Below are 24,456 nucleotides of genomic sequence, written 5' to 3' on the forward strand. Positions count from 1 at the left end.
ATCCGTTTGACTTTTGCCTGGTGAAGCTCACAAAAACGCAACCCAACAGCAAGAACCACACGGACGGGAAAAATGCTCCACACGATTTCGGCCTTCGACCGTCTCGGCGAGGAAAATGCCTTCGCGGTGCTGGCGCGGGCGACCGCATTGGCGAGCCAAGGCCGCGACATCGTCAATCTCGGCATCGGTCAGCCCGACTTCAAGACGCCGCAGCACATCGTCGAGGCGGCGATCAAGGCGCTGCGTGACGGCCACCATGGCTACACGCCGGCCAACGGGCTGCTGGCGACGCGCGAGGCGGTGGTGCGCCGCACGCTGACCACCACCGGGGTCGAGGTCTCGCCCGAGACGGTGATGATCCTGCCCGGTGGCAAGCCGACCATGTTCGCCGCCATCCTGATGTTCGGCGAACCCGGTGCCGAGATCCTCTATCCCGATCCCGGCTTTCCCATCTATCGCTCGATGATCGAGTTCACTGGTGCCGCACCGATACCCGTGCCAATGCGCGAGGAGAACGGCTTTGCCTTCTCGGCCGAGGAGACGCTGGCGCTGATCACCTCGAAGACCAGGCTGCTGATCCTCAACTCGCCGGCCAATCCGACCGGCGGCGTCACGCCGCGCGCTGAAATCGAGAAGCTGGTCAAGGGCCTGGAGAAGCACCCCGATGTCGCGATCCTCTCCGACGAAATCTACGACGTCATGACCTATGACGGCGAGACGCATTGCTCGCTGCTCGCCTACCCCGAAATCCGCGACCGGCTGATCGTGCTCAATGGCTGGTCCAAGACCTGGGCGATGACCGGCTGGCGCATGGGCTGGTCGATCTGGCCGAACGGCGACAAGGGCGCACATCTCTATGACAAGGTGCGCAAGCTGGCGGTCAATTGCTGGTCCTGCGTCAACGCGCCGAGCCAGTTCGCCGGCATCGCGGCCATCGACGGCCCGCAGGACGACGTCGACACCATGATGCGCGCCTTCGACAACCGCCGGAAGATCGTGGTGGAGGGGCTGAACGCTCTGCCCAACATTTCCTGCATCACGCCCAAGGGCGCGTTCTATGCTTTCCCCAATGTGTCGAAGACTGGCTGGAAGGCCAAGAAGCTTGCCTCCGCGCTGCTCGACGAGGCAGGCGTGGCGCTGATCGGTGGCCCCGATTTCGGCATTCTCGGCGAAGGCTACATCAGGCTCTCCTACGCCAATTCCGAAGAGAACATTTTGCGCGCGCTGGAACGGATCGGGGCGTTCCTGGCGAAGTAATGTTCAGCTAGTGCTGTCGAGATAGGCTCTTGCGATCGACCGAAGCTCGTTCTGGTCGATCGGCTCGCCGTGCCCGCAATAGGCGCGGCTGAACTCGACCTGCAAAAGCCGCTGCATCGTCTTCCGGTAGGCCTGCACGTCCGAACCCGGAAGATCGTCGATCAGCCGGCCGCGATAGATCGCATCGCCGGCAAAGAAGTCGCCACTTTTTTCATCGAGAAGCCCGATCGATCCCGGCGAATGACCCGGCAGATGCAGAACCTGAAGCGACTTGTCGCCGGTTTCGATCCAGTCGCCCTCGTCCAGAATGCGGGTCAGCGGCGCCGGCCTGACTTGGAAACGCTGCGATGACCATGCCCCGTTCGGCAAGCAGTCGACGGCTTCCGGTTGCGCACGAAAGAGATGCGCCAACGTATGTTCATCCGCCATGTCTTCGAAAAAAGCAGCCTCCTGGCGGTGGCCGGCTCTGGTCGCGAACTCGCTCAAACCGCCGACATGATCGACATGGATGTGCGTCGCGACGGCCAGGACCGGCTTGGACCGGGGCAGGCTCAGCCCCGGCCTGAGAGGCACGAGGCCCATGCCGGCATCGATGACTAGATCGACATCGCGCCCGCCAACATGAAAGATATTGCTTCTGAAATAGGGATGGACGTGCTGCTCCCATATCCGCGTGATGTCCCGCCCCACGACTTCGTGGGAAAACCAGTCGGAAGCCTGGGTTGGCGCGATCGCCGACATCAACGATGGCCTCGCGCAAGCAAGCGCTCGAGCTTGATCTGGACGACGGTCAGCACTGAAACCATCGACATGTAGTAGATCAGCGCCGCGCCATACCATTCCAGGAAACGAAAGCTGGTGGCGATGGCAAACTGGGTAACTGTCATGAGTTCCTTCAAGGAAATGACCGTCGCCAGCGACGTTGCCTTCAGCAACGAAATGAACTCGTTGACCAGCGCTGGCAGCGCGACGCGAAGCGCCTGGGGCAGGATGATCAGGAAGAATATCTGGCCCCGATGCAGGCCAAGGGCCGCCGCACCCTCGGACTGCCCCTTGCCGATCGATGCATAGGAACTGCGCAGGATCTCGGTCAGGTAGGCGATCTGGATCAGGGTCAGGGCGAGAAACGCCGCCACGAACGGGCTGAACCAGTCCGACCGGAACACCGCCGAGATCTGCGGCAGCCCATTCCAGATGAACAAAAGCACGAGCAGTGCCGGCGCACCGCGAAAGAGCCAGACAAAGGCGGCGATCGACAGGCGGATCCAGCGCCGCTTCGACGTCGCAAGTGCCGCCGTTGCCAGCGATATCGCCAGGGCAACGGTCATCACAAGGACCGAAAGCACCAAGGTCAGCAAAGCCCCCTTGGCGAGGGGCCAGCCGAACAGGGCCGTCATGAAGAGCTTGCTGTCGAACACCTCGCACGTCCCTTAATTGGTCGCGTGCTTGACGTCGGTGGCGGTCTCGGGAAGGTTCCACTTCTGCAGCAGCGCCTTCATCTCGCCATTGGCTTGCAAGGTCTCGATGGCCTTGACCAAGGCCGCGCGGTTGTCGCCACCCTTTCTCAGATAAATCCCATAGGTTTCGCCGTCGCCATAGTTGTAGGGGACCTGCAGCCGGCCAGGCATCTGCTTGATGCGGAATGCCGCCGTCGTGTCCTGGGTAATCGTCGCCGCGGCCCGGCCGACCAGGATCTGCTCGATGACGCCGGAGGCGGACGGATAGGTCTGTATCTGCACCGGCGGCTTGCCGGCATTTGCCAGTTCTGCGTTCAGCTCCGCCGCTGTCTTTTCGTAGGTGGTGCCCGCTTCGATCGCCAGCACCTTGCCGCTGAGGTCGAGTGGCGACTTGGTCTCGGAATCCGAGGCCGATGTCACCATCACCACGTTGGAGACGAAGTAGGGAACAGCATCATAGGCCTTGAGGCGCTCCTTGGTCACCATGATGCCGCTTGCGACGAGATCGCAGCGCTCGGCGCCGAGCGATGGCAGGAGCCCCTTGAAGTCGCCGACCACATATTTTGTGGTGCCGCCCCATTGTTTGGCGATGGCGTCCACGACATCGACTTCGAAACCGACAAGCTTCTCGTCGCCGGGATTCTCATAATATTGCATGGGCGGAAAATCGCCGCCGGTGCAGACATTGAGCACGCCGTCACGGACGAGACCCCCGGCCTGCGCTGCCGGCACGGCGGCGGTGAGGGTCATGACGACCAGTCCACCAAAGCTGATTTTCGCTGCGAAGGCGATGCGCGTGTGAAGCATATGCAGTTTCCCATTTTTTGTTTTGCGATGCCGTTTTTCGGCTGCCGGGGACCTTATGTTGCGATTATCTGGAGACAAGCTAAATCTTTAGTGGCAATAAAGAGCAGTTTTTCTAAACTAAGGTGCTGAATGGCCGTTCCTTCCCTTCATTCGCTGCGAGCCTTCGAAAGCGTTTCGCGGCTGGGCAATGTCGCTGCCGCGGCCGCCGAGTTGCATGTGACGCCGGGCGCCATCAGCCAGCAGCTGCGCGCCTTGCAGCTGTCGCTGGGCATCGACCTGTTTCGGAAAAGCGGCCGCCGCCTCGTGCTGACGGAACGCGGCGCGACGCTGCAGAAGAGCGTCGGCATGGCCATGCATCAGATCGCGGATTCGATCCGCGACATTTCGGCCAATGCCTACGCCACGACCGCGAGGGCGGAGCTGCGCGTATCGGCGCCTTCGGTCTTTGGAACAACCTGGCTGGCGGCGCGGATCTTTCAGTTCCTGGATGCCAACCAGGACATTCGCATGCAGATGCTCACCGCGGTGGCATTCGAGGACCTTGACTGGCGAAAGGTCGACGTCGCCATCGTCTACGGCAGTCCGCCCTGGCCCGGATTTTCGTGGCAGCTGCTCCACAACATGCACGCGGCGCCAGTCTGCAGCCCGCAATTGCTGCGCGGGCCGCACGGCATCCGCGAACCGCGCGATGTCCTGCATCATCGCCTGCTCCATGAGGACGACGGCAGCCAGTGGCGGCAATGGCTGATGCAGGCGCGCGTGCCGCACACCATGCAGTCCGACATCTATTTCGACAATTTTGCCATGGTGCTTCAGGCAGCCCGCGACGGTCACGGCGTTGCCCTGACCAACGACATCATATCTTTTCGCGATCTGGATGAAGGGCGCCTCGTCCAGCCGCTCACCCTGTTCACACCGGCGGCCCGAAACTACTATTGCATATGCCACGAAGAGGGCCTGGCGAACCCGGTCATCGCACGGTTTGTCGACTGGCTTGTCGATCAGGCGACGAAGCCATCGCGCTGAGATCGAGCGGGATATTCTCTTGTTCCCGTTCGCCCGACTTTCTACGATCGGCCTGTTTGAATGACGTTTCGAAAGGGTGATGTCGGATGTTCTATGCAATCCTTGCCTATCACGTGGAAGATGCGATCAAGGCGCTGACGCCGCAGGAAGATGCGGCTCTGATGGCCGAGTTGCTGAAGATCAACACCCAGCTTCATGAGGAAGGCACGCTTGGACCGTCCGCGCGTCTGGGGGCGACACAGGATGCCATCACCTTGCGCGGCCCGGGCGACGGCGTGATCATCGACGGTCCTTTCGCCGAGACCAAGGAACAGTTGCTCGGCCTCTATGTCGTTGACTGCGCCACGCGGGACGAGGCCATCGCGATCGCCCGTGACCTTCGCCGCGTCAATCCGACCGCCGTTTACGAGATCAGGCCCATTCTGCTGTTCAAGCCCGGCGTGCCACTTGCGGGCAAATGAGCTGGCGGCGCCAGAACCCGCCGCTCACCCACGTCCCACGAACGGCATCTTGGTCGCCATCACGGTCATGAACAGCACATTGGCGTCGAGCGGCAGGCTGGCCATGTGGACGACGGCGTCGGCAACGCGCTGGACGTCCATCACCGCTTCGGCGGCGATCGAGCCATTAGCCTGCGGCACGCCCACGGTCATCGGCTGCGCCATGTCGGTCAGCGCGTTGCCGATGTCGATCTGGCCGCAGGCGATGTCATAGGGGCGGCCGTCGAGCGCCAGCGTCTTGGTCAGCCCCGTAATGGCATGCTTGGTCGCCGTATAGGGCACCGAGCCCGGGCGTGGCGCATAGGCCGACACCGAACCGTTGTTGATGATGCGGCCACCCATCGGCCGCTGCTTGCGCATGGCGCCGAAGGCGGCGCGGGCGCACAGGAACGAACCGGTGAGATTGACGCCGACGATATCGTTCCACACCTCGACCGGAATCTCGTCGATCGGTGTCGACTTGTAACCCATGCCGGCATTGTTGAAGAGCAGGTCGACGCGGCCGAACGCTTCCGTCACCGTCTCGAACAGATCGTCGACCTCGCCGGCCTTGCTGATGTCACAGGCAACCGCCAATGCCTTGGCCTCAGTCGGGCCTGCCTCGGCGATCGCGGCATCCAGCACCTGCTTGCGGCGGCCGCAGAACACGGTGTTCCAGCCGGCCTTGAGCAGCGCCGTGGCGACGCTCTTGCCGATGCCGGTGCCGGCGCCGGTGACGATGGCGGTTTTTTGCTCGGTCATATCTATCCTCCGGCAGCGCCGCGCGTGCCTAACTTATTTCTGGGGATTTGGCTCGGGAAGAAGGCATCGCAAATGACGGTAGCTATGGCAAGCAGGCCGTCGGGCCGTGATCCCGAAAAGCTCGATCAGTTTTTGGGGAGCCCTGACAAGGACCGACAAAAAGGGCGGTCATTGGCGACCGCCCTGATCTGAACCGGGCTTGGGAGGAGGAAAAGCCGATCCGACTGTTAGAATCATGCGCTTCCTGAGTTAACGAAAGGTTAACGCCGGAAAGGCGGCCTGTCCCGATCTGACCCTACCAGCGCGGATTGGGCGAAGTCCCGGTCTTTGCTGAGGGACCCTTGGCGGCCGAAACCGTCGCCTCGACATGGTCGACAAGCGCATCCGGCAGGCCAAGCCGGCCGGCGAGCAGGTCGAGATAGCCGCGCTCGGCGCGCGTGTCGGGATCGATGGTGAGCCGCGAGGCCGTATAGAGCTCGAGCTTCTGCGCCTCGGTCTTGGCGCCTGCCACCAGCGTGTCGAGATCGAGCGGGCTCTCAAGCTCCGCCATCAGGAACTTCTCGGCATCGGAGCCGATCCCCGAAAGGCTGAGCTTGCCGGCGATCTTCTTGCGCTCCTCGTCGTCGACATGGCCATCGGCCTTGGCCGCCGAGATCATTGCCCGCACCAGCGTCAGCGTGAACTCATCCTCGCCCTGCGGCGCCTGCGACGGGTGGAAGGCGGTGTCCTTGGGCGGCGGCAGCAATTCCGGTTCGCCGGCTGCGGGCGCCTGTTCCGGCGCATTGCCGGCCTTGTAGTTCTGGTAGGCCTTGTAGGCGAGGCCACCGATCGCGGCCAGGCCACCGAGCTTCACCGCGGCACCGGTCACTTCGCGGCCGGCACCTGTTCCAAGCAGCACTGCCGCAAGCGCACCGGCGGCCAGCGGGTTGTCCTTGGCCATCTGCACCGCTTGTCCAGCCTTGTCGCGGACGGTGCCGCTGGTGCCGGGAATTTGCGAGCCGAGCAGATCGTCGAGAAGCTTCTTGGGATCGAACATTCAGTGCCTCCAGCATATGCCCGGCCGAACGGGCAGGTTTCGAACGCCGAAGACGTAGGTCCCGAAGCTTGACATTGCAATGACAGGCCACCGCTTTGCCCCGGCCACGGTGCCCGGATCAGGACCCGATATGCGGCCCCTTGCCCCGCGCCTCAGCGAGTTCGACCTGCCGCTGGCGCTCGGCATAGCGCTGGCGGTCCTCGTCGGTACGGGCATCGAAACAATGCGGGCAAGAGACGCCTGCGGCATATTTCGGCGACGCCAGCTCGCTTGCCGTCAACGGATGGCGGCAGGCGCGGCACAGTTCCGCGTCACCCTCGGCGAGGCCGTGCGACACCGAAACCCGCTCGTCGAAGACGAAGCACTCGCCTTGCCACAGGCTCTGTTCAGCCGGAACCTCCTCCAGATATCTGAGGATGCCGCCCTTGAGATGGAACACGTCCTCGAAGCCGAGCGACTTGACGTAAGCCGTCGCCTTTTCGCAGCGTATGCCGCCGGTGCAGAACATCGCCACCTTGCGGCCTTCGAGGTCCGACCGGTGCGCTTCAACCCAGGCCGGGAACTCGCGAAAGCTCGCTGTCGCCGGATCGACCGCGCCCTTGAAGGTGCCGATCGACACCTCGTAGGCGTTGCGCGTGTCGATGACGATCGTGTCTGGCTCGGAAATCAGCGCGTTCCAGTCGGCGGGCACGACATAGGTGCCGGCGCTCGTCGCCGGATCAATGTCCTCGACGCCCATGGTGACGATCTCGCGTTTCAGCCGCACCTTCATGCGGTGGAACGGCATGTCCGCGGCTGCGCTGTACTTGACCTCGAGGCCGGCCAGACCGTCGACGGCTTCGATATAACAGATGAGCTCGGCGATCGCGGCTTCGCTGCCGGCGACGGTGCCGTTGATACCTTCATGCGCCAGAAGCAGCGTGCCCTTGATGCCGCGTCCGCAGCAGAAGGCCGCGAGCGGCGCGCGCAGCGTCTCGAAGGCGTCAAGCCGGGCAAACCGGTAGAGCGCGGCGACGCGAACGGGCTGGAATGGAGCGGACTGTGTCATTGCCAGAGCAACTAGACGCTCGTAAAAGCCGTTTCAAGGCGAAACGGGCCTCGGTGCCTGTCATGACCTTGTCGGCGAACAGCCCGTAAGCTGTCCGACAGCGCGTGACATCGCGACACGCCTGGTTTCGTGGACAGGCAAACACCCGTCTGCTAATCGGTTGAAATGACGCCTGCTATAGCTTGATACGGAGAGACAGATGCCCAGCAAGACCGAAAAACTCCTGTCGCTCCTCAACGGCCAGCCGGTCATCCCGGTGCTGAAGATCACCGATGTCGCCAACGCGGTGCCATTGGCCCGTGCGCTGGCACGCGGCGGCCTGCCGGCAATCGAGATCACGCTGCGGACCGCTGACGCGCTGGAAGCGATCCGGCGGGTGGCGGCCGAAGTCGAGGAAGCCATCGTCGGCGCCGGCACCATTCTGGATGCCAAGCAGTTCGACGAAGCAGCCAGCGCCGGCTCGCGCTTCATCGTCAGCCCCGGCATCACCCGCGAGCTTCTGGCCGCCGCCGCCGACAGCGAGGTTCCGCTGCTGCCCGGTGCCATCACGCCCGGCGAGATCATGGCCGCGCGCGAGGCCGGCCTGCGCTTCCTGAAATTCTTCCCGGCCGAGCAGTCCGGCGGCATCGCCTCGCTGAAGGCCTTCGCCTCGCCGCTGGCCGATGTCAAATTCTGCCCGACCGGCGGCATCACCGGCAAGAACGCCGCCGACTATCTCAGCCTGTCCAACGTCATCTGCGTCGGCGGCTCCTGGGTTGCGCCCGACGATCTGGTCAAGGCCGGCAAGTGGGACGAAATCGAAGCCCTCGCCCGCGCTGCCAGCCAGCTCGGGAAATAGCCTTCGCTCACCAGGGCAACGGACCGTTCTCATCGAAATAGCCGCCGGTAGGCCCGCCGGCCTTCAACGTCGCCAGCTGCACGATGATCCCGGCAGCCTGCTGCACTGTTCGGCCACCCTTGTGTGCGTTGAGATCCGTCGCGGTGTAGCCGGGAGCGGCGGCGTTGACCATGATGCCGCGCGGCGAAAGCTCCCGGGCGAAGGCCACGGTGATGGCATTGAGCGCTGTCTTCGAGCTGCCATAGCCCATGACATTCGGCGACTGACTGTTGCCCTCAGCGCGCGCGATCGAGCCGAGATTGCTGCTGACCATGACGATGCGGGCAGCAGGCGATGCCAGGAGCAGCGGCAGGAATGCCTGGGTGACGCGGACTGGGCCGAAGACGTTGACGTCATAGGTGGCCTTCATATCAGCGACATCCTCGCGGCTTGGCGGCCGTTCGTAGCGGCCGTCCGGGCCGAGTGCGTCGACATAGCCGGGCGCAATGCCGGCATTGTTGACCAGCACGTCGAGGCTGGATAGCTGCGCCGTCAAGGCCCTCGCCGCGGCAGCCACACTGTCGTCGCTGGCGACGTCAAGCTCGAGCCATTCGACGTCGAGCCCTTCGTTGCGCAAGGCCTTTGCCGCGGCCTCCCCGCGCTCGGCATCGCGGGCGCCGAGCCAGACCTTGAAGCCTTTTGTCCCCAGCCGGCGAGCGGTCTCGAGGCCGATGCCCTTGTTGGCGCCGGTGACCAGCGCATTCATGCTCGTCGTCATGTCCATGTCTCCTTCTTGGTGACTGGATTTGACGTGCGTCGGCCAATTTCGCGCGCCGGATACTCGCGCCCTCTTGCCTAATCCTCTCAACCGGTTGCGCAGTTCGCATGGATCAGCAATGCTGAAGACATGGAAGAAACCTTGCAGGAATTGATCGCGATCGCCGGCCGCCATGCGCATGGGCGGCGCACCAAAACAGCCATCCCGCGTGTCACCATCGGCCGCAGCGAGGTTCCGACCTCGCCGCTGCCCGAACTTTGCCAACCGACGGCGCTGTTCGTGCTGCAGGGGACGAAAACAGTGCTGATCGGCGACCGCACGCTGCGCTACGGCGCCGGCAGCTATTTCGTCTATGCGGTGGAGACGCCCGCCACCAGCCAGCTGCTCGAGGCGAGCAGCGCCCGTCCTTATGTGGCCATCGCCTTCGCCCTCGATATCGAGCTGATCGCCGCCCTGATCATCGACCACAAGCCGGCGCTCGAGGGCGACAGTTTCGTGACCAACCGGGCCGATGACGAAATGCTCGATGCCTGGCACCGCATGCTGCGGCTGCTCGACCGGCCAGCCGAAATCCCCGTGCTCGCGCCCATGCTCGAACGCGAGATCGCATTCCGCCTGTTGCAAGGTCCGCAAGGTGCGAAGCTGCGCCAGCTTGCGCGTGCTGACGGCCGCCTGTCACAGATCCGCCGCGCCACCGCCTGGATACCATCGCACTACAACGAGCCCATCGACGTGACGGAGCTGGCTGGGCTCGCGCATATGAGCAATGCTTCGTTTCACCGCCACTTCAAGGCGGCGACCGCCATGAGCCCTATCCAGTATCAGAAACAGGTCCGTCTGCTGGAGGCGCGTCATCTGCTGATCGCCGAGCCGGGCAACGCCACGCGTGTCGCCTTTGCCGTAGGCTATGAGAGCACTTCCCAGTTCAGCCGGGAATATGCGCGCCATTTCGGACTGCCGCCGGCACGTGACGCCGCCCGGCTTCTGGCAAAAGGCGAGGCCGCCACGCTGGAAATCGACTGATGCATGTCGCTAAGAAGTGACTATGGGCACAAATGAAAAGCCCGGTCGACTCTCGCCGACCGGGCTTTTTCTCCGGATCCTATCGGTTCCGGATCAGTGGCAGACCTTGACCTGCTCGGTCACCCTGTGATGGTGAACCCAATGCGTGACCAGCTTGGTCCTGCAGTGATGCCTGCCATTCTTGATGATCACGGTTTCGGCTTGCGATGGAGCGATCGCAGCCGATGCTGCAACCAATGCCAGAACTGATGCCAGTAGTATCTTCTTCATGAATATCCCCAGGTTGGAACGCACCCTTACTAACCCGGAAATGGGCCGGCCGTTCCGGCTTCACGAGAAGTTCAGCCGCGCGTGATCTGCAGCGATCGGGGCGCTACATCGATCGCGCCTTTGGGCAGCAAAAAAGCCGCGCCGGTCGCCCTGCGCGGCTTCGGTCATATCTGGCCGGTCCGTTACTTCGTCTGGAAGCGGGCGACCGACATGAACTTGACGGCATTGCCGGTGAAGCGATTGACGTCGGCCACCTCGTTGCTCGGCTGGAAGCCGGCCGTGTAGACCTCGCTCGGCGGCGTATGCACGATATTGTAGGCGTAGCCCGGCGCCGTCGTCGCGCTCGAAACGGCAGCGACGTTCTCACCGCTGGTCAGCGCCCAGCGGGCGGCCTGCGGTGCCGCGGCGACCACCATGGCCCTCGGGCCGGGCTTCTGGTCGCGGGCTGTGGCCCTGGCTTCCTTGCGAGTCGTCTTCACGCCGGCGCCGATCGCGGCGGCCGGATCGGAACCAGCCGGACGGCCGGCGACGGCCTGGCGCGGCGTGGCGACATCGACATAAGACGGATCGTTGAAGGCCGAGCGCGGTTCTTCGGGCAGCGACGCAACCTGATATTCGTCGGCATTGCCGGCCTGGGCGCTGACTTGGGCGTTGGCCTCGTCGAGCACGGCCTTGACGGCATCCGGCTTGGCCGGCTCGGGCCGCGCCGAAGGCAGAACCGAGAACGCATCGGTCGCGGTGCTGCCTTGTTCGGCCGTATCCGCCAGCGCCATCAGCACATCCTTGCTGGGCGGCGGTGCGAGTTCCGCCGGCAGCGTGCGTTCGGGACGCCATGTCGGCAAGGGGATGTTGTTGACGGCAACCTGCGCCGGATCGGCTGCAGCAGCCGCCGATGCCGCGACAGGGTCAGCCTTGCTGAAAGGCATGTTCGCCGGCGCCTGCGCGGTCGCCACGGCCTGTTCGGTGGTCGCCGTCGCGTCCGCCATGGCGAACGGAACATTCTCAGGCTGCGCGCCGACATCGACCTTCGGCCGCGGCGCGAAATCGGGCACCGGAATTTCCTTGGCCGGCAGCGCGGCAATGATCGTTTCCGGCGTATCCTTTTCCGGTTCCGGAGCCTGCTCGTCGGCAATCTGCGGAATGTTGGCGCGCTGCGCTTTGTCAGGCGCGACGATGGCAATGCCAGGCAGGTTGCTGCTCTTGGCGGCAGCGGCCGGCTTCAGGTTTCTCGGCTTGGGCGCGGGAGCAGCCGAAGCGGTCTGGGCATCGGCGCTGTCATCGGCCTCGTCGTCGCCGCCACCGCCGAAGAAGGCAGAGAGGAACCCGCCGGATTTCTTGCTGCTGCCGCCGGCGCTGGCCATTTCGATGTTGGGTGTGCCGGAGCCCTTGCGGGACTTGTAGGACGCAAGCGCCTGTTCATAGCCGGGCAGCGGCCGGCCGTCGCTTGGCACATGCAGCGTCTTGCCGTTGGGGAACAGGCTGACCAGTTCCTGGCGGCTGATGCCGGGCCAGTGGCGCACATTGCCGACATCCATATGCACGAACGGCGAACCGGAGGTCGGATAGTAGCCGACGCCACCGCCCTGCATCTTGAGGCCGATGTTGCGCAGCTTCTTCAGCGGCACGCCGGGAATGTAGAAATCCATCGCCTTGCCGAGCATATGCTGGCTCTTCTCGGCGACACCCCGGCTGCGGCTGCGCAGCATCGAGTTGGTCGACGGCGAACGGTAGCCGCACACGACCTGGATATAGTCGGTGGCGCCGCTTTGGCGATATGCCTCCCAGACCAGGTCCAGCAGGCGCGGATCCATCTTGGTCGGCTCGTTGCGGCGCCAGTCGCGCAGGATGATGTTGATCTTGCGCAGGCCCTCGGGATCGTAGCGGCCATTGCGCTTGTAGACGATCTCCGCCTTCTCATGCGTGTGGAGGTGGTAGAGCTTCAGCGAACGAACTTCGGCCTGGGCGCCCGTGGCGACCGCGGCAACCAAACCAAAAGCGACAATCACCGCTGCCAGCCATCTCGGCCAGACGCTCAAATGATGATGCCGCCCGTTTGTGAGTCGTTCGATTCTGTTCAAATCAAAAGGCCTTGCAGGCTGCCGTTTGTCCCCGGATTTGCCCAAACGGACGTGTGGTTTTCACATCCGAATATCGATCCTAATGGTTAATCATCGCTTATTGAAGCCGAAATGCGGTAACACCATGGCGATATCCCGTCAAAAATTGTTCACAAGGTTTCTTGGTAAACCGCTGGTTTAGATCAGGATTCCGGCTTTGGCCGAACACGATCTGTTACCGTTAGCCTTAATGCGTGAACAGAGCTGTCCACAGGCTTGCCATATTCCAGTCGAACCCTCCGATACAGGGCCAACTCTGGCATTGCAAGCTGGTCCCGGCCTTGCGGCGGAAGCGTGATCGCGACCTTCAGTCCAGGTGGGGTGCAAACGAACAGACAGAATCCGGATCGATGGATGGAACCCGCTCTAGGAGGCGAGCCGGTCGACGCGACCGGTTTCCGGGTCGATGCCGTATTCCTTGAGCTTGCGGTAAAGCGTCGAGCGGCCGATGCCGAGGCGGCGCGCGACTTCGCTCATCTGGCCGTTGTAGTGGTCGATGGCGAGCTTGATCATCTCGAGTTCGACGTCAGCCAGCGCCCGCACATTGCCGCGTTCGTCGAGCGCCCGCAGCGTACCGAACCTGGGCTGAAGCACGGCTGGCCGGTCCGGCTCGGCCATCGGGATGGAATCGCCGTCCGCGATCTCCTCATCGCGCGGTCCTGGAGCAGATGAAAAATGCGGTGCCACATCGTCCGTTTCGAGATTGACGGTGCCTTCCACCTGCGCCCGGATCTGTGGGAAATCATCGACATCGAGCACGTCGCCGTCACACAGCACCGAGGCGCGGAAGACGGCGTTTTCGAGCTGCCTGATGTTGCCCGGCCAGTCATAGGCCTGCAGCACGGCAAGGGCTGCCGCCGAAATGCCTTGCAGGCGGTGGCGCGGGTCGGCGGGCGCCACCTTTTCCATGAAGTGCGTGACCAGATGCGGAATGTCGTCGCGGCGGTCGCGCAGCGGCGGCACGAAGATCGGATAGACGTTGAGCCGGTAGAACAGATCCTCGCGGAACTTGCCGTCCTTGACCTGCTGCAGAAGATTGCGGTGCGTCGCCGAAATCAGCCTGATGTCGACCCTGACGGTCGAGCGGCCACCGACCGGATCGACCTCGCCGTCCTGCACGGCGCGCAGCAGCTTGACCTGTACGTCGAGCGGCAAATCGCCGATCTCGTCGAGGAACAGCGTGCCCGAATGCGCTTCGACGAACTTGCCGGTGTGCTTGTCGGTGGCGCCGGTGAACGAGCCCTTCTCATGGCCAAACAGGATCGATTCGACCAGATTGTCGGGAATGGCGCCGCAATTCACGGTAACGAACGGTTTCGAGCGGCGGTCGCCGGTGCCCTGGATGGCGCGCGCCACCAGTTCCTTGCCGACGCCGGATTCGCCTTCGATCAGGATCGGGATGTTGGAGGCGGCTGCTTTCTGTCCAAGGCGTATCACCCTGTCCATGGCCGGACTGTGGGTGATCATGTCCCTGAAGGTCAAAAGCCCGCCGCGCTTGCGCGATGTGCGCTTGACCTCGCCCTCGACTGCCTCGACCTTGAGCGCATTGGCGATCGACGCCTGCAGCCTGTCGGGCGACGCCGGCTTGACGACGAAATCGAAGGCGCCGTGCCGCATCGCCGACACCACGGTTTCGATGCCGCCCTGCGCGGTCTGGACGATGACCGGGACGGTGATGTCGCGTTCGCGCATCGCCTTCAGCACGCCGATGCCGTCGAGACCGGGCATGACCAGGTCGAGGATCACCACCGAGACGTCGCGGGCGCCGGGTCCGTCGAGCACGTCGAGGCCGGCGGCGCCGCCGTCGGCGACGATTGCCGTGTGGCCGAAGCGCGTCACCGCGGCCTCGAGCAACCGGCGTTGCACGGGATCGTCATCGACTATGAGTATGGAACCTGTCATGACTTTCTCAGTCGCCCGCTCGAAATCCCCATGGATCATCTTGGCACAGGGTTCTAAATAAGGTTTCAAAAAACCCGGTGAACGAATTGCTTAGGATTTGACCGGCTTCTCTGTTCCCCCTTGAATTCTCTCTCCTTGATGCAAAGAAGGTATTGTCGATGCGCATGATGTTTGGTCGGCGGCTTGCGGCACCAGCGTCCGGTCAGGGCGCGGCCGAGCTTGGCGATCTGCCGGAATGGAACCTTGCCGACCTCTATGCCGGCATGGAAGCCCCGGAACTGAAGCGTGACATCGCCAGGGCCGCCGCCGACGCGATCGCTTTCGAGAGCCGCTGGAAGGGCACGCTCGCCGCCGAGGCCGGGCGCGGCAGCACCGGCAAGCTTGGCGAGGCGCTGGTCGCCTACGAGGCGCTGGAGGAACTGATCGGCCGCATCGTCTCCTATGCGGGCCTGGTCTACGCCGGCAACACCGCCGATCCGCAACGCGCCAAGCTCTATGGCGATATCCAGGAGAAGATGACCGACGCCAGCGCGCATCTTCTGTTCTTCGCGCTCGAACTGAACCTGATCGAGGACGCCGCGATCGAAGGCGCACTGGCCAGCGATTCCGCTTTCGGCCACTACCGGCCCTGGGTGCTCGACCTCAGAATGGACAAGCCCTACCAGCTCGAGGACCGCGTCGAGCAGCTTTTCCACGAGAAGTCGATCACCGGGCGCGGCGCCTGGAACCGCCTGTTCGACGAGACGATGACCGACCTCCGCTTCGACATCGATGGCGAGGAACTGACGCTGGAGCCGGCGCTCAATCGTCTGCAGGATGCCGACAGCGAGGTGCGCCGCCGCGCCTCCGAGGCGCTGGCCGCGACCTTCCGCAAGAATTTGCGCACCTTCACGCTGATCACCAACACGCTGGCCAAGGACAAGGAAATATCCGACCGCTGGCGCGGCTTCGAGGACATCGCCGATTCCCGCCATCTCGCCAACCGCGTCGAGCGCGGCGTGGTCGATGCGCTCGCCACCGCAGTGCGCGAGGCCTATCCGCGCCTGTCGCATCGCTACTACGCGATGAAGGCGCGTTGGCTCGGCATGGACGTGATGAACCACTGGGACCGCAACGCGCCGCTGCCGGAGACACCGCAGGCGGTGATCGGCTGGGACGAAGCCAGGAACACAGTGCTGTCCGCCTATCAGCGCTTCTCGCCAGAGATGGCCGAGATCGCCCGCACCTTCTTCGACCGCAACTGGATCGACGCCCCGGTCCGCCCGGGCAAGTCGCCAGGCGCTTTTGCGCATCCCACCGTGCCGTCGGCCCACCCCTATGTGCTGCTCAACTACATGGGCAAGCCGCGTGACGTGATGACGCTCGCGCATGAACTCGGCCACGGCGTGCACCAGGTGCTGGCCGCCGGCCAGGGCGCGCTGATGGCCTCGACGCCGCTGACGCTGGCCGAGACGGCTTCCGTCTTCGGCGAGATGCTGACCTTCCGCTCGCTGCTCGAGCAGACCTCCGACCGGCGTGAGCGCAAGGCCATGCTCGCCCAGAAGGTCGAGGACATGATCAACACAGTGGTGCGCCAGATCGCCTTCTACGAATTCGAGCGCAAGGTGCATGCCGAGCGCCGCAACGGCGAACTGACGTCCGACAGGCTCGGCCAGTTCTGGCTGGAAGTGCAGGCCGAAAGCCTCGGTCCCGCGATCAAACTGCGCGACGGCTACGAGGTGTTCTGGACCTACATCCCGCACTTCATCCACTCGCCCTTCTACGTCTATGCCTATGCGTTCGGCGACTGCCTGGTGAACTCGCTCTACGCCGTCTACCAGAACGCCGAACGCGGTTTTCAGGACAAGTATTTCGAGATGCTGCGCGCCGGCGGCACCAAGCATCATTCGCAGCTTCTGGCGCCCTTCGGCCTCGACGCCACCGACCCCGCCTTCTGGCAGATCGGACTTGGTGTCATCAGTGGCCTGATCGACGAACTGGAAACGCTCGACGGTTGAGACCTCCGCCTGCGAAAAACAGTTTCGCCGGAATGCATGTTTGGGCCGCACTATTCCTGCGCTAAATATTTGTTCTTGAAGAACTCTCGACGGACGTTTTCCCGTAGCTTTCCGCAAGCTCTATGATAGCCTTCGCCGCAAGCTCAGCCGGAGCGCATGCGGATCGGCGAGGGAAAATCTCAGCCGGACGTGACGCTCAGGCGAACGCGACGACGGCCGTTGGCCATGGGCAAGCAAAGCCGATCGCCGACCGCTCGAACCGAAGCCGGCTGTTCTGCGAACCCGCGGAACCATCATCGAGTAGTCCATCGCCAAAGGTCATGACCCACGGCAGACGGATCTGACTGGAGAGAGACAATGGGCACTTTTTTCTATGTGGTCCTGGCGTTCCTGGTAGGCGTGTTGGTCGGCTGGTTCATCTGGGGTCGCCTGCGTGGTGAGCTTGACAGTCTGCGCGGCGACCTCGACCGCACCCGCAGCGAGCGCGACCGGCTGCGCGCCGACAGCGATCGCCTGACCGGCGAACTCAATGCATGCGGCAAGACCCGCGCGGACCTCGAGCGCCAGTTGCGCGACGCGCAGGCTTCGACGGGTGGCGGAGCAAAGGCCGCCAGTCAGCCGCCGGCAGCCCTGTTGTCGACGCCGGCCGCGGCCAAATCCGCTCCGGCGGCAGCCAAGCCAGCGCCTGCCAAACCAGCCGCGAAGGCCGCGCCGGCGAATGCCACCACCGCCAAGTCGGCAGCACCGAAGCCAGCGGCCGCTAAACCCGCCGCGAGCAAACCTGCAACCGCCACGGCTTCGGCGGCGAAGAGTTCGCCCGCGCCCGAGCCAGCAGCCGCCAAGAAGGCTGCACCGGCGGCAGCCAAGCCAGCCGCAGCCAAGCCAACGGCGGCCAAAGCCGACAATCTGCGCCGGCTGATCGGTATCGGCCCGGTCAACGAAAAGCTGCTCAAGGCGCAAGGCGTCACCAGCTTCGCCCAGATCGCCGCCTGGACCGCAGCCGACATCAAGCGGATCGAGGATGTGATGAACTTCGACGGCCGCATCGCGCGCGAACGCTGGATCGAGCAGGCCAAGCTGCTCGCCGCTGGCAACGAGGCGGAATTCGCCAAGCAATTTCCGACAGCCGGAACCGCCAGCAACACCTGAGCCACACAGGCAGACTGTTAAATCGGCGGGGCCAGAAAGCCCCGCCGATTTGTTTTGGCAGGCAAGGCCGCCAATAGGTCGGCTTTGAGGGGCAAGGTGCCGTTCCCTCGATTGCACGCGGGCGGCCCCCCATATAGAGCGGTCAACGGCTTCATCGATCCCGGTTCCCATGTCCCTGCCCGCCGCCATTTTCCGCAACGACGAAAGCGCGCGCCAGCTCGTTTTCGACCGGCCGGCCGACATCATCGTGGCGCATGAGGCAAAGGACTTCCCGGCGGCATTGCAAGCAGCACAGGCCGCGCACGATGCCGGCAAATGGCTGGCCGGCTATTTTTCCTATGAGGCGGGTTACCTGCTCGAACCGAAACTCGTTCCCTTGCTGCCGAAGGGACGCCGCGCACCCCTCATCTGCCTCGGTGTCTTCGACGCGCCGGCAGAAGAGGCGGTGCCGCCGCGCAGCACAGCGGCGACCAATGGCCCGATCTTCGATGCAAGGGCGGCCTGGTCGTTCGAGGATTACGAGAAGCGGTTCTCGCGGCTGCACCAGCACATCAGGCAAGGCGATTGCTACCAGGGCAATCTGACCTTTCCGGTGCAGGCGCAATGGTCCGGCGATCCGCTCGCCGCCTTCGATGCGCTGACCGAACGCCAGCCGGTGAAGTATGGCGCGCTGGTGGCGCTGGGTGACCCGATCGTGCTGTCGCGCTCGCCCGAACTGTTCTTCGAGATCGATGCCGCGGGGATGATCGAGACCCATCCGATGAAAGGTACGGCACCGCGCGGTGCGACCAAAGCCGAGGACGAGCGGCAGAAGACCTTCCTGCGCAATGACGAAAAGAACCAGGCCGAGAACCGGATGATCGTCGACCTCCTGCGCAACGACATCTCGCTGATCAGCGAGGTCGGCACCTTGGAGGTGCCGGAACTGTTTCGCATCGAGACCTACCCGACCGTCCACCAGATGGTGAGCGACGTCAGGGCGAAGCTGCTGCCGGGGCTCTCGATCCGCCAGATCCTTGCAGCACTCTTTCCCTGTGGCTCGATCACCGGCGCGCCGAAAATCCGCGCCATGGAAATCCTGCACGACCTGGAGGGCACGCCGCGCGATGTCTATTGCGGCGCCATCGGCTGGATTGCACCTGGCGGCACGATGCGCTTTTCCGTGGCGATCCGCACCATCTCGCTCTTTGCCAGCGGCGAGGCCGTTTACAATGTCGGCGGCGGCATCGTCTTCGATTCGACGCCTGAGGAGGAGTATCAGGAGTGTCTGCTCAAAGCCCGCTTCGCGACGGGGACACCGCCGATTTCGAGCTGATCGAGACCATGCGCTGGCAGCCCGAGACTGGCTTCCTGCGCTTCGATCGCCACCTTGCGCGCCTCTATGGCTCGGCTGCGGAGCTTGGCTTCGCCTGCGATCCGCAGGGAATGGGCGCGGTGCTGGGCAACGCCATCGACGGCTCCCGAACCGCCATGCGCACGCGGCTCGCCTTGGCGCGCAACGGCGAAGCCACCGCCTCGGCGCAACCCTATGAACCGCTCACCGCCGACAAGGTCTGGATACTACGGCTGGCGCGGACGCGGCTTGATTCCGGCGACACGCTGCTGCGCCACAAGACCAGCCGGCGGCAGCTCTACACACACGCCCGTTCCGAATATCTCGTCACCCAGGCCGACGAGGTGATCCTCGCCAATGAGCGTGGCGAAATCTGCGAAGGCACCATCACCAATGTCTTCGCCGATTTCGGCGATGGCGTGCTGGCAACGCCCCGGCTCGATTGCGGCCTGCTGCCTGGCGTATTGCGCGCCGAGCTTCTGGATGAAGGCCGGGCGCAGGAAGCGATCTACAGCTATGACGATCTGAAGTCGGCCAAGGCAGTCTTTGTCGGCAATTCGCTGCGCGGCTTGATCCCCGCAAGGCTGGCGTGACCAGGAGAATGCCATGTTCGTCGTATCGCTGAACTACAAGGTGCCGCTGACCGAGATCGACCAACTGCAGGCGGCGCATATCGAATGGCTGACGGCCTGCTATGCGGAGGGTGTCTTCATTGCCTCCGGGCCGAAGAAGCCGCGGACCGGCGGCGTCATCGTCGCGCAATGCCCGCGCGAGATCCTCGACGCCAGGCTGGCTGCCGACCCCTTCGCCAAGGCAGGCGCCGCGGACTACGATGTCACCGAATTCCTGGCCAGGATGACCGCCACCGGTCTCGACGCTTTTAAGGAAGCTTGAGCTTGGTCGAGGCCCTGCCCACCCATACCCCCTATGACGGCTCGTCGAAGCTGTTCAATATCGGCCTGAAGCCGCTCGACCCCGCAAACTGGATCGAGGTCGACAGCCATCTCCTGCCCTATCTCGCCGAGAAGCGCCGGCTTTATGCCGAAATCCCCGAACGGGTCTTCGTCGAAGAGGACGGCACGCGCGACGCCCAACGGGAAGTGCTAGACTTGCTCGGCGCGTATCTGCCGGAGCGCTTTCCGAACACCCATCGCCGCACCGATGCGGGCATCGAGGTCGTGGGCGCCGCGAACCACCCTGCTTTGCCTTCGGACCTTGCCGACGCGCCGCTGGTCGCAGCCTCGCTGCTGGTGCAGGAAGACCTGATCCTGATGCGCCGCGACGACAGCGGCTGGCGGCTCGCCGCCGGTTCCCTGTGCTTTCCCTCATCCTGGTCGCTCACCGAAAAATTCGGCAAGCCGCTGCAGCAGATCCACGAGCCCGTGCCGGGCTTCGGTCCGGGCACGCGCCCGGCCGCATTGATCAACCGCATGTTCGACGGCCTGCAGGGCCAGGCGGTCGAACGCTTCAACTGGTCGATCCAGGCCGACAATGCGCTCTACCATCCGCTGTCCAATGTCGAGCGCATCGACCGCGCCACCAACCGGCCGACACGCTTCCCCGACGGAGACGTCAAAGCGCATGCCTTCATCCGCGTCGAGCGTCAGACGCTGCGCAAGCTGCCGTCCTCACGCGACATCCTGTTCACCATCCGCATCCATCTCGACCCACTTGCCGTACTGGCGCGGCACCCCGACCGGGCGACCCTCGCAGTGTCCTTTGCCGCCCAGCTCGAAGCGCTTGATCTCGACCAGCTCGACTATAAGGGCCTGACATCAGACCGCGACCGGCTGATCGAACTTTTGAACACGATGACGCGCTGAGCCACGCTACAGGCTGCCCGCCAGGAAATCGACGAATGTCCTTGCCCTGGCGCTCGCCTTGCGTCCGGCAGGAAACAGCGCCCACAGTTCAACAGGTGGCAGCGCCCAGTCGACCAGGATCGGCCGCACAGCGCCGCTGCGCAGGTCCCGGTCGAACATCCATTCGGAGCCGACCGTGAAGCCGATGCCGGCAAGCACCGCCTCACGCACTCCTTCGGCCGACGTCACGCGCAGCCGCCCCTGCCCAGCAAGCGAAACCTCTTCGGCGCCTCGCCGGAACGTCCAGCGATTGGAGACGCCTGCCTGGACGAAAAGGATCGCCTCGTGCCGCGACAGCTCATCCGGCGCCATGGGTTCGCCCTCGCGCGCGAGGTAGGAGGGTGCCGCCACCACGAGACGACGACAGGTGGCGATCTTGCGCCCGATATGAGCGGCGGCGAAGCTTTCACCCAGACGCAGCATGACATCCACCCCTTCCTCGACGAGGTCGACATTCCTGTCGTCCATCGCCACCTCGACGTCGAGCTTCGGGTGAGCGTCCAGAAAGGCTTTCAGCCGCGGCACGACATGCAGGCGGCCGAAGGTTACGGAAGTGCCTATGCGCAGCAAACCGGTGAGTGCCGCCGCCGCGCCCCGCGCCGCGTTCTCGGCTTCGTCGGCTTCATCGACCGCACGTTTGGCGCCTTCGTAGAAACCCAGGCCGGCGTCGGTCGGCGACAGACCTCGGGTGGTGCGCGACAGCAGCCGCACGCCGAGCCGTTCCTCTAGCTGCGCGATCGCCTTCGAGACGGCAGGCTGCCCGACGTGCAAATGCCGTGCGGCGGCCGAGAACGAACCGGTTTCGACGACCCGTATGAAGGTGTTCATCGCTGCCAGCCGATCCATCTATTCTCTCCAGGAATTAGTTATATGGCAATTATCGATCTACCTGAATGATTTTGGAATAGCCAATTGCCCTGATGTCAAATCCATCCAGCTATTCGGAGAAACAAAATGGGCAAGCTCAAGAACAAGGTCGCCATCGTCACCGGCGCCGCGCGCGGCATCGGTGCGGGCATCGCTAAGCGGTTGGCGGCGGAAGGCGCCGCCGTCGTCGTCAACTACGCCACCAGCCATGAAGCCGCCGAACGCACGGTGAAGGAGATCGTCGCCAGCGGCGGCAAGGCGACCGCGGTTCAGGGCGATGTGGCCGAGGCCGCCGATGTCGAAAGAATTTTCGAGGCTGCAACGATCGCATTCGGCAAGCCAAGCATTCTGGTCAACAATGCCGCCACGGCGGTCTTCGGCGCCTTCGAGGAAGCGAGCGAGGCGGACTATCGCCGGTTGTTCGACACCAACGTGCTGGGCACCATCCTGACCATCAAGGCGGCGATGCGGCACTTCCCTAAGAGCGGCGGCAGCATCGTGAACATCGGCACGATCAGCAGTTGGAACCCGGTGCCAAACACCAGCCTCTATTCCGCGAGCAAGGCGGCGATCGACACGCTGACCCTCAGCCTGTCGAGGGAACTTGGGTCGCGCAATATCCGGATAAACATCGTGGCGCCCGGCTACACCCATACCGAAATGACCGAGGGCATGGTTGGCACCGATTTCGGCAACATGCTGATTGCCGGCGTCCCACTTGGTCAGCGCTTCGGTAAGCCCGAGGACATTGCTCCGAGCGTGGCCTTCCTCGCCTCGGATGAGGCGGCCTGGCTGACCGGCGAGCGCATCAGCGCATCCGGAGGCGCTCGCTGATACAACGCCGGCTCAACATTCGCCATCGGGCAGGCCGCGGCCTCCCGATGGCATCGACGAACGCCTCCGACACGGGCCAGCCCGAGCGTTTTCGCTGCTTTTCCCTTTATTGTGACAATGATCTATGGTTTGTCGCGCGGCGGCCAGGCTGCCGTGGTGAAGCGTTGTCCGAAGGAGTGCTCGATAAAATGGCGAATGAAAACTGGCCCGTTTACGGTGAGATCACCGGCCCCGTGGTGATGATCGGCTTCGGCTCGATCGGACGGGGAACGCTGCCGCTCATCGAACGCCATTTCAAGTTCGACAAGTCGCGCATGACGGTCCTCGACCCACGCGATACCGACCGCAAGCTGCTCGACGAGCGCGGCATCGCCTTCGTCCAGGAAGCGGTGACCGAGAAGAACTACAAGAAGCTTCTGACGCCGCTGCTGACCAATGGCGGCGGCCAGGGCTTTTGCGTCAATTTGTCGGTCGATACCGGCTCGGTCGACCTGATGCGCCTCTGCCGCAAGCTCGGCGTGCTCTACATCGACACCGTCGTCGAGCCGTGGCTCGGCTTCTATTTCGACGCCAAGGCCGACAATGCCAGCCGCACCAACTATGCGCTGCGCGAGGCGCTGATCAAGGAAAAGCACGACAGGCCGGGTGGCGCCACCGCCGTCTCCACCTGCGGTGCCAACCCCGGCATGGTCTCGTGGTTCGTCAAGCAGGCGCTGGTCAATCTCGCCGCCGATCTTGGCCTCGAATTCTCGGAGCCCGCGCAGGAGGACCGCGAGGGCTGGGCCAAGCTGATGAAGAAGGCCGGCGTCAAGGGCATCCACATCGCCGAGCGCGACACCCAGCGCGCCAAGAAGCCGAAGCCGATGGATGTGTTCTGGAACACCTGGTCGGTAGAGGGCTTCATCTCCGAGGGCCTGCAGCCGGCCGAACTCGGCTGGGGCACGCATGAGAAGTGGATGCCGAAGAACGGCAAGAAGCACAAGCACGGCTCCAAGGCCGCGATCTATCTGGAGCAGCCCGGCGCCAACACGCGCGTGCGCTCCTGGTGCCCGACACCAGGCCCGCAATACGGCCTGCTGGTGACGCATAACGAGGCGATCTCGATCGCCGATTTCTTCACCGTGCGCTCCAAGAAGGGCAAGGTCCAATACCGCCCGACCTGCCACTACGCCTATCACCCCTGCAACGACGCGATGCTGTCGCTGGACGAGATGTTCGGCGCCGCCGGCAAGCCTCAAGCTGTGCACCATGTGCTCGACGAGAACGAGCTGGTCGACGGCGTCGACGAGCTCGGCGTCCTGCTCTACGGTCACGACAAGAATGCCTACTGGTACGGCTCGCACCTCTCGCTCGCCGAGGCGCGCAAGCTGGCGCCCTATCAGAACGCCACCGGCATGCAGGTCACCTCCGCGGTTCTGGCCGGCATGGTCTGGGCCCTGGAAAACCCGGATGCCGGCATCGTCGAGGCCGACGAGATGGACTACAAGCGCTGCCTGGAAGTGCAATCGCCCTATCTCGGACCGGTCGAAGGCCATTACACCGACTGGACGCCGCTCGACAAACGCCCGGGGCTCTTCCCGGAGGACCTCGACCGCAGCGATCCGTGGCAATTCCGCAACATCCTCGTCCGATAGC

The 24,456-nt window shown here is 63.8% G+C and carries 24 protein-coding genes; 13 read left to right on the plus strand and 11 right to left on the minus strand.

Going from position 1 to position 24,456, the window contains the following annotated elements; genetic code table 11:
* The first annotated feature begins 72 nt into the window (after positions 1 to 72).
* The gene (locus tag AC1DX4_RS09080; protein ID WP_475457758.1) at positions 73 to 1,257 is read left to right on the plus strand and encodes a pyridoxal phosphate-dependent aminotransferase; all 1,185 of its coding nucleotides are present in this window, start codon (positions 73 to 75) and stop codon (positions 1,255 to 1,257) included.
* Between the two features lie 3 nt (positions 1,258 to 1,260).
* On the opposite strand, the gene AC1DX4_RS09085 is transcribed toward AC1DX4_RS09080, so the two are convergent.
* The 3 genes from AC1DX4_RS09085 to AC1DX4_RS09095 are packed head-to-tail and all read right to left on the minus strand — an operon-like array spanning position 1,261 to position 3,521.
* On the minus strand, positions 1,261 to 1,998 hold the full coding sequence (locus AC1DX4_RS09085) for an MBL fold metallo-hydrolase (protein WP_477219998.1): 738 nt from the start codon (positions 1,996 to 1,998) through the stop codon (positions 1,261 to 1,263).
* Positions 1,998 to 2,675: an amino acid ABC transporter permease gene (locus tag AC1DX4_RS09090; RefSeq protein WP_477219999.1), complete on the minus strand. Its 678-nt coding sequence runs from the start codon at positions 2,673 to 2,675 to the stop codon at positions 1,998 to 2,000. The genes AC1DX4_RS09085 and AC1DX4_RS09090 overlap by 1 nt, the downstream gene beginning before the upstream one ends.
* A 12-nt stretch (positions 2,676 to 2,687) precedes the next feature.
* Positions 2,688 to 3,521, minus strand: coding sequence for an ABC transporter substrate-binding protein (locus AC1DX4_RS09095; RefSeq protein ID WP_477220000.1), 834 nt, complete (start codon positions 3,519 to 3,521; stop codon positions 2,688 to 2,690).
* A 129-nt stretch (positions 3,522 to 3,650) separates the two neighbouring features.
* Between AC1DX4_RS09095 and AC1DX4_RS09100 the strand changes: the two genes are divergently transcribed.
* Both AC1DX4_RS09100 and AC1DX4_RS09105 read left to right on the plus strand, forming a co-directional pair.
* Positions 3,651 to 4,547 carry a LysR substrate-binding domain-containing protein gene (locus AC1DX4_RS09100; protein ID WP_477220001.1) on the plus strand — a complete coding sequence of 299 codons (897 nt, stop codon included), beginning with the start codon at positions 3,651 to 3,653 and terminating at the stop codon, positions 4,545 to 4,547.
* A gap of 86 nt (positions 4,548 to 4,633) precedes the next feature.
* The gene (locus AC1DX4_RS09105; protein WP_477220002.1) at positions 4,634 to 5,008 is read left to right on the plus strand and encodes a YciI family protein; all 375 of its coding nucleotides are present in this window, start codon (positions 4,634 to 4,636) and stop codon (positions 5,006 to 5,008) included.
* A gap of 24 nt (positions 5,009 to 5,032) precedes the next feature.
* Here the strand turns inward: AC1DX4_RS09105 and AC1DX4_RS09110 are convergent, their stop codons facing one another.
* The 3 genes from AC1DX4_RS09110 to trhO all read right to left on the minus strand — a co-directional run bounded on the left by AC1DX4_RS09110 (position 5,033) and on the right by trhO (position 7,872).
* A complete protein-coding gene (locus AC1DX4_RS09110; protein WP_477220003.1) occupies positions 5,033 to 5,788 on the minus strand; it encodes an SDR family oxidoreductase in 756 nt (251 codons plus the stop codon).
* A gap of 295 nt (positions 5,789 to 6,083) precedes the next feature.
* Positions 6,084 to 6,824 (minus strand): tellurite resistance TerB family protein, encoded by a 741-nt coding sequence (locus AC1DX4_RS09115; RefSeq protein ID WP_477220004.1) that lies wholly within the window; start codon positions 6,822 to 6,824, stop codon positions 6,084 to 6,086.
* Positions 6,825 to 6,942: 118 nt separating this feature from the next.
* Positions 6,943 to 7,872 carry an oxygen-dependent tRNA uridine(34) hydroxylase TrhO gene (trhO, locus tag AC1DX4_RS09120; RefSeq protein ID WP_477220005.1) on the minus strand — a complete coding sequence of 310 codons (930 nt, stop codon included), beginning with the start codon at positions 7,870 to 7,872 and terminating at the stop codon, positions 6,943 to 6,945.
* Positions 7,873 to 8,071: 199 nt separating this feature from the next.
* Between trhO and AC1DX4_RS09125 the strand changes: the two genes are divergently transcribed.
* Entirely contained in the window at positions 8,072 to 8,710 is a 639-nt protein-coding gene (locus tag AC1DX4_RS09125) for a 2-dehydro-3-deoxy-phosphogluconate aldolase (protein WP_477220006.1), read from the plus strand.
* Positions 8,711 to 8,717: 7 nt separating this feature from the next.
* On the opposite strand, the gene AC1DX4_RS09130 is transcribed toward AC1DX4_RS09125, so the two are convergent.
* Entirely contained in the window at positions 8,718 to 9,467 is a 750-nt protein-coding gene (locus AC1DX4_RS09130; protein ID WP_477220007.1) for an SDR family NAD(P)-dependent oxidoreductase, read from the minus strand.
* Between the two features lie 129 nt (positions 9,468 to 9,596).
* Between AC1DX4_RS09130 and AC1DX4_RS09135 the strand changes: the two genes are divergently transcribed.
* Positions 9,597 to 10,490, plus strand: a complete 894-nt coding sequence (locus AC1DX4_RS09135) for an AraC family transcriptional regulator (RefSeq protein ID WP_477220008.1) — start codon at positions 9,597 to 9,599, stop codon at positions 10,488 to 10,490.
* A gap of 93 nt (positions 10,491 to 10,583) precedes the next feature.
* Here the strand turns inward: AC1DX4_RS09135 and AC1DX4_RS09140 are convergent, their stop codons facing one another.
* The 3 genes from AC1DX4_RS09140 to AC1DX4_RS09150 all read right to left on the minus strand — a co-directional run bounded on the left by AC1DX4_RS09140 (position 10,584) and on the right by AC1DX4_RS09150 (position 14,779).
* The gene (locus tag AC1DX4_RS09140) at positions 10,584 to 10,760 is read right to left on the minus strand and encodes a hypothetical protein (RefSeq protein WP_477220009.1); all 177 of its coding nucleotides are present in this window, start codon (positions 10,758 to 10,760) and stop codon (positions 10,584 to 10,586) included.
* Between the two features lie 182 nt (positions 10,761 to 10,942).
* Entirely contained in the window at positions 10,943 to 12,796 is a 1,854-nt protein-coding gene (locus tag AC1DX4_RS09145) for a peptidoglycan L,D-endopeptidase MepK (RefSeq protein ID WP_477220010.1), read from the minus strand.
* 447 nt (positions 12,797 to 13,243) lie between these two features.
* The gene (locus AC1DX4_RS09150) at positions 13,244 to 14,779 is read right to left on the minus strand and encodes a sigma-54-dependent transcriptional regulator (protein WP_477220011.1); all 1,536 of its coding nucleotides are present in this window, start codon (positions 14,777 to 14,779) and stop codon (positions 13,244 to 13,246) included.
* Between the two features lie 158 nt (positions 14,780 to 14,937).
* On the opposite strand from AC1DX4_RS09150, the gene AC1DX4_RS09155 reads away from it, so the two are divergent.
* From AC1DX4_RS09155 to AC1DX4_RS09180, 6 genes are all read left to right on the plus strand, one after another.
* Positions 14,938 to 16,776: a M3 family oligoendopeptidase gene (locus AC1DX4_RS09155; RefSeq protein WP_477220012.1), complete on the plus strand. Its 1,839-nt coding sequence runs from the start codon at positions 14,938 to 14,940 to the stop codon at positions 16,774 to 16,776.
* 357 nt (positions 16,777 to 17,133) lie between these two features.
* Entirely contained in the window at positions 17,134 to 17,925 is a 792-nt protein-coding gene (locus tag AC1DX4_RS09160) for a proton-conducting membrane transporter (RefSeq protein ID WP_477220013.1), read from the plus strand.
* Positions 17,926 to 18,082: 157 nt separating this feature from the next.
* Complete coding sequence (locus AC1DX4_RS09165; RefSeq protein WP_477220290.1) at positions 18,083 to 19,240, plus strand: aminodeoxychorismate synthase component I; 1,158 nt, start codon at positions 18,083 to 18,085, stop codon at positions 19,238 to 19,240.
* Positions 19,189 to 19,851, plus strand: a complete 663-nt coding sequence (locus tag AC1DX4_RS09170; RefSeq protein ID WP_477220014.1) for an aminotransferase class IV family protein — start codon at positions 19,189 to 19,191, stop codon at positions 19,849 to 19,851. Before AC1DX4_RS09165 ends, AC1DX4_RS09170 begins: the two co-directional genes overlap by 52 nt.
* 13 nt (positions 19,852 to 19,864) lie before the next feature.
* On the plus strand, positions 19,865 to 20,152 hold the full coding sequence (locus tag AC1DX4_RS09175) for a YciI family protein (RefSeq protein ID WP_477220015.1): 288 nt from the start codon (positions 19,865 to 19,867) through the stop codon (positions 20,150 to 20,152).
* Positions 20,149 to 21,081, plus strand: a complete 933-nt coding sequence (locus AC1DX4_RS09180; RefSeq protein WP_477220016.1) for a heme-dependent oxidative N-demethylase family protein — start codon at positions 20,149 to 20,151, stop codon at positions 21,079 to 21,081. The genes AC1DX4_RS09175 and AC1DX4_RS09180 overlap by 4 nt, the downstream gene beginning before the upstream one ends.
* A gap of 6 nt (positions 21,082 to 21,087) precedes the next feature.
* Here AC1DX4_RS09180 and AC1DX4_RS09185 read toward each other — a convergent pair whose 3' ends face one another.
* Positions 21,088 to 21,966, minus strand: a complete 879-nt coding sequence (locus AC1DX4_RS09185; RefSeq protein WP_477220017.1) for a LysR family transcriptional regulator — start codon at positions 21,964 to 21,966, stop codon at positions 21,088 to 21,090.
* 108 nt (positions 21,967 to 22,074) lie between these two features.
* Here AC1DX4_RS09185 and AC1DX4_RS09190 point away from each other — a divergent pair, with 108 nt between their 5' ends.
* Positions 22,075 to 22,821: an SDR family NAD(P)-dependent oxidoreductase gene (locus tag AC1DX4_RS09190; protein WP_477220018.1), complete on the plus strand. Its 747-nt coding sequence runs from the start codon at positions 22,075 to 22,077 to the stop codon at positions 22,819 to 22,821.
* Between the two features lie 188 nt (positions 22,822 to 23,009).
* On the plus strand, positions 23,010 to 24,455 hold the full coding sequence (locus AC1DX4_RS09195; protein WP_477220019.1) for a homospermidine synthase: 1,446 nt from the start codon (positions 23,010 to 23,012) through the stop codon (positions 24,453 to 24,455).
* The last annotated feature ends 1 nt before the right edge of the window (position 24,456 follow it).

Source organism: Mesorhizobium sp. P3_A8 (genome assembly GCF_056402995.1).

What these genes read in the sequence shown, in the direction of transcription:
- AC1DX4_RS09080 (WP_475457758.1), top strand. Translation starts at nt 73, where the DNA reads ATGCTCCACACGATTTCGGCCTTCGACCGTCTCGGCGAGGAAAATGCC.
- AC1DX4_RS09085 (WP_477219998.1), bottom strand. Translation starts at nt 1,998, where the DNA reads ATGTCGGCGATCGCGCCAACCCAGGCTTCCGACTGGTTTTCCCACGAA.
- AC1DX4_RS09095 (WP_477220000.1), bottom strand. Translation starts at nt 3,521, where the DNA reads ATGCTTCACACGCGCATCGCCTTCGCAGCGAAAATCAGCTTTGGTGGA.
- AC1DX4_RS09100 (WP_477220001.1), top strand. Translation starts at nt 3,651, where the DNA reads ATGGCCGTTCCTTCCCTTCATTCGCTGCGAGCCTTCGAAAGCGTTTCG.
- AC1DX4_RS09105 (WP_477220002.1), top strand. Translation starts at nt 4,634, where the DNA reads ATGTTCTATGCAATCCTTGCCTATCACGTGGAAGATGCGATCAAGGCG.
- AC1DX4_RS09110 (WP_477220003.1), bottom strand. Translation starts at nt 5,788, where the DNA reads ATGACCGAGCAAAAAACCGCCATCGTCACCGGCGCCGGCACCGGCATC.
- AC1DX4_RS09115 (WP_477220004.1), bottom strand. Translation starts at nt 6,824, where the DNA reads ATGTTCGATCCCAAGAAGCTTCTCGACGATCTGCTCGGCTCGCAAATT.
- trhO (WP_477220005.1), bottom strand. Translation starts at nt 7,872, where the DNA reads ATGACACAGTCCGCTCCATTCCAGCCCGTTCGCGTCGCCGCGCTCTAC.
- AC1DX4_RS09125 (WP_477220006.1), top strand. Translation starts at nt 8,072, where the DNA reads ATGCCCAGCAAGACCGAAAAACTCCTGTCGCTCCTCAACGGCCAGCCG.
- AC1DX4_RS09130 (WP_477220007.1), bottom strand. Translation starts at nt 9,467, where the DNA reads ATGACGACGAGCATGAATGCGCTGGTCACCGGCGCCAACAAGGGCATC.
- AC1DX4_RS09135 (WP_477220008.1), top strand. Translation starts at nt 9,597, where the DNA reads ATGGAAGAAACCTTGCAGGAATTGATCGCGATCGCCGGCCGCCATGCG.
- AC1DX4_RS09140 (WP_477220009.1), bottom strand. Translation starts at nt 10,760, where the DNA reads ATGAAGAAGATACTACTGGCATCAGTTCTGGCATTGGTTGCAGCATCG.
- AC1DX4_RS09150 (WP_477220011.1), bottom strand. Translation starts at nt 14,779, where the DNA reads ATGACAGGTTCCATACTCATAGTCGATGACGATCCCGTGCAACGCCGG.
- AC1DX4_RS09155 (WP_477220012.1), top strand. Translation starts at nt 14,938, where the DNA reads ATGCGCATGATGTTTGGTCGGCGGCTTGCGGCACCAGCGTCCGGTCAG.
- AC1DX4_RS09160 (WP_477220013.1), top strand. Translation starts at nt 17,134, where the DNA reads ATGGGCACTTTTTTCTATGTGGTCCTGGCGTTCCTGGTAGGCGTGTTG.
- AC1DX4_RS09175 (WP_477220015.1), top strand. Translation starts at nt 19,865, where the DNA reads ATGTTCGTCGTATCGCTGAACTACAAGGTGCCGCTGACCGAGATCGAC.
- AC1DX4_RS09185 (WP_477220017.1), bottom strand. Translation starts at nt 21,966, where the DNA reads ATGGATCGGCTGGCAGCGATGAACACCTTCATACGGGTCGTCGAAACC.
- AC1DX4_RS09190 (WP_477220018.1), top strand. Translation starts at nt 22,075, where the DNA reads ATGGGCAAGCTCAAGAACAAGGTCGCCATCGTCACCGGCGCCGCGCGC.
- AC1DX4_RS09195 (WP_477220019.1), top strand. Translation starts at nt 23,010, where the DNA reads ATGGCGAATGAAAACTGGCCCGTTTACGGTGAGATCACCGGCCCCGTG.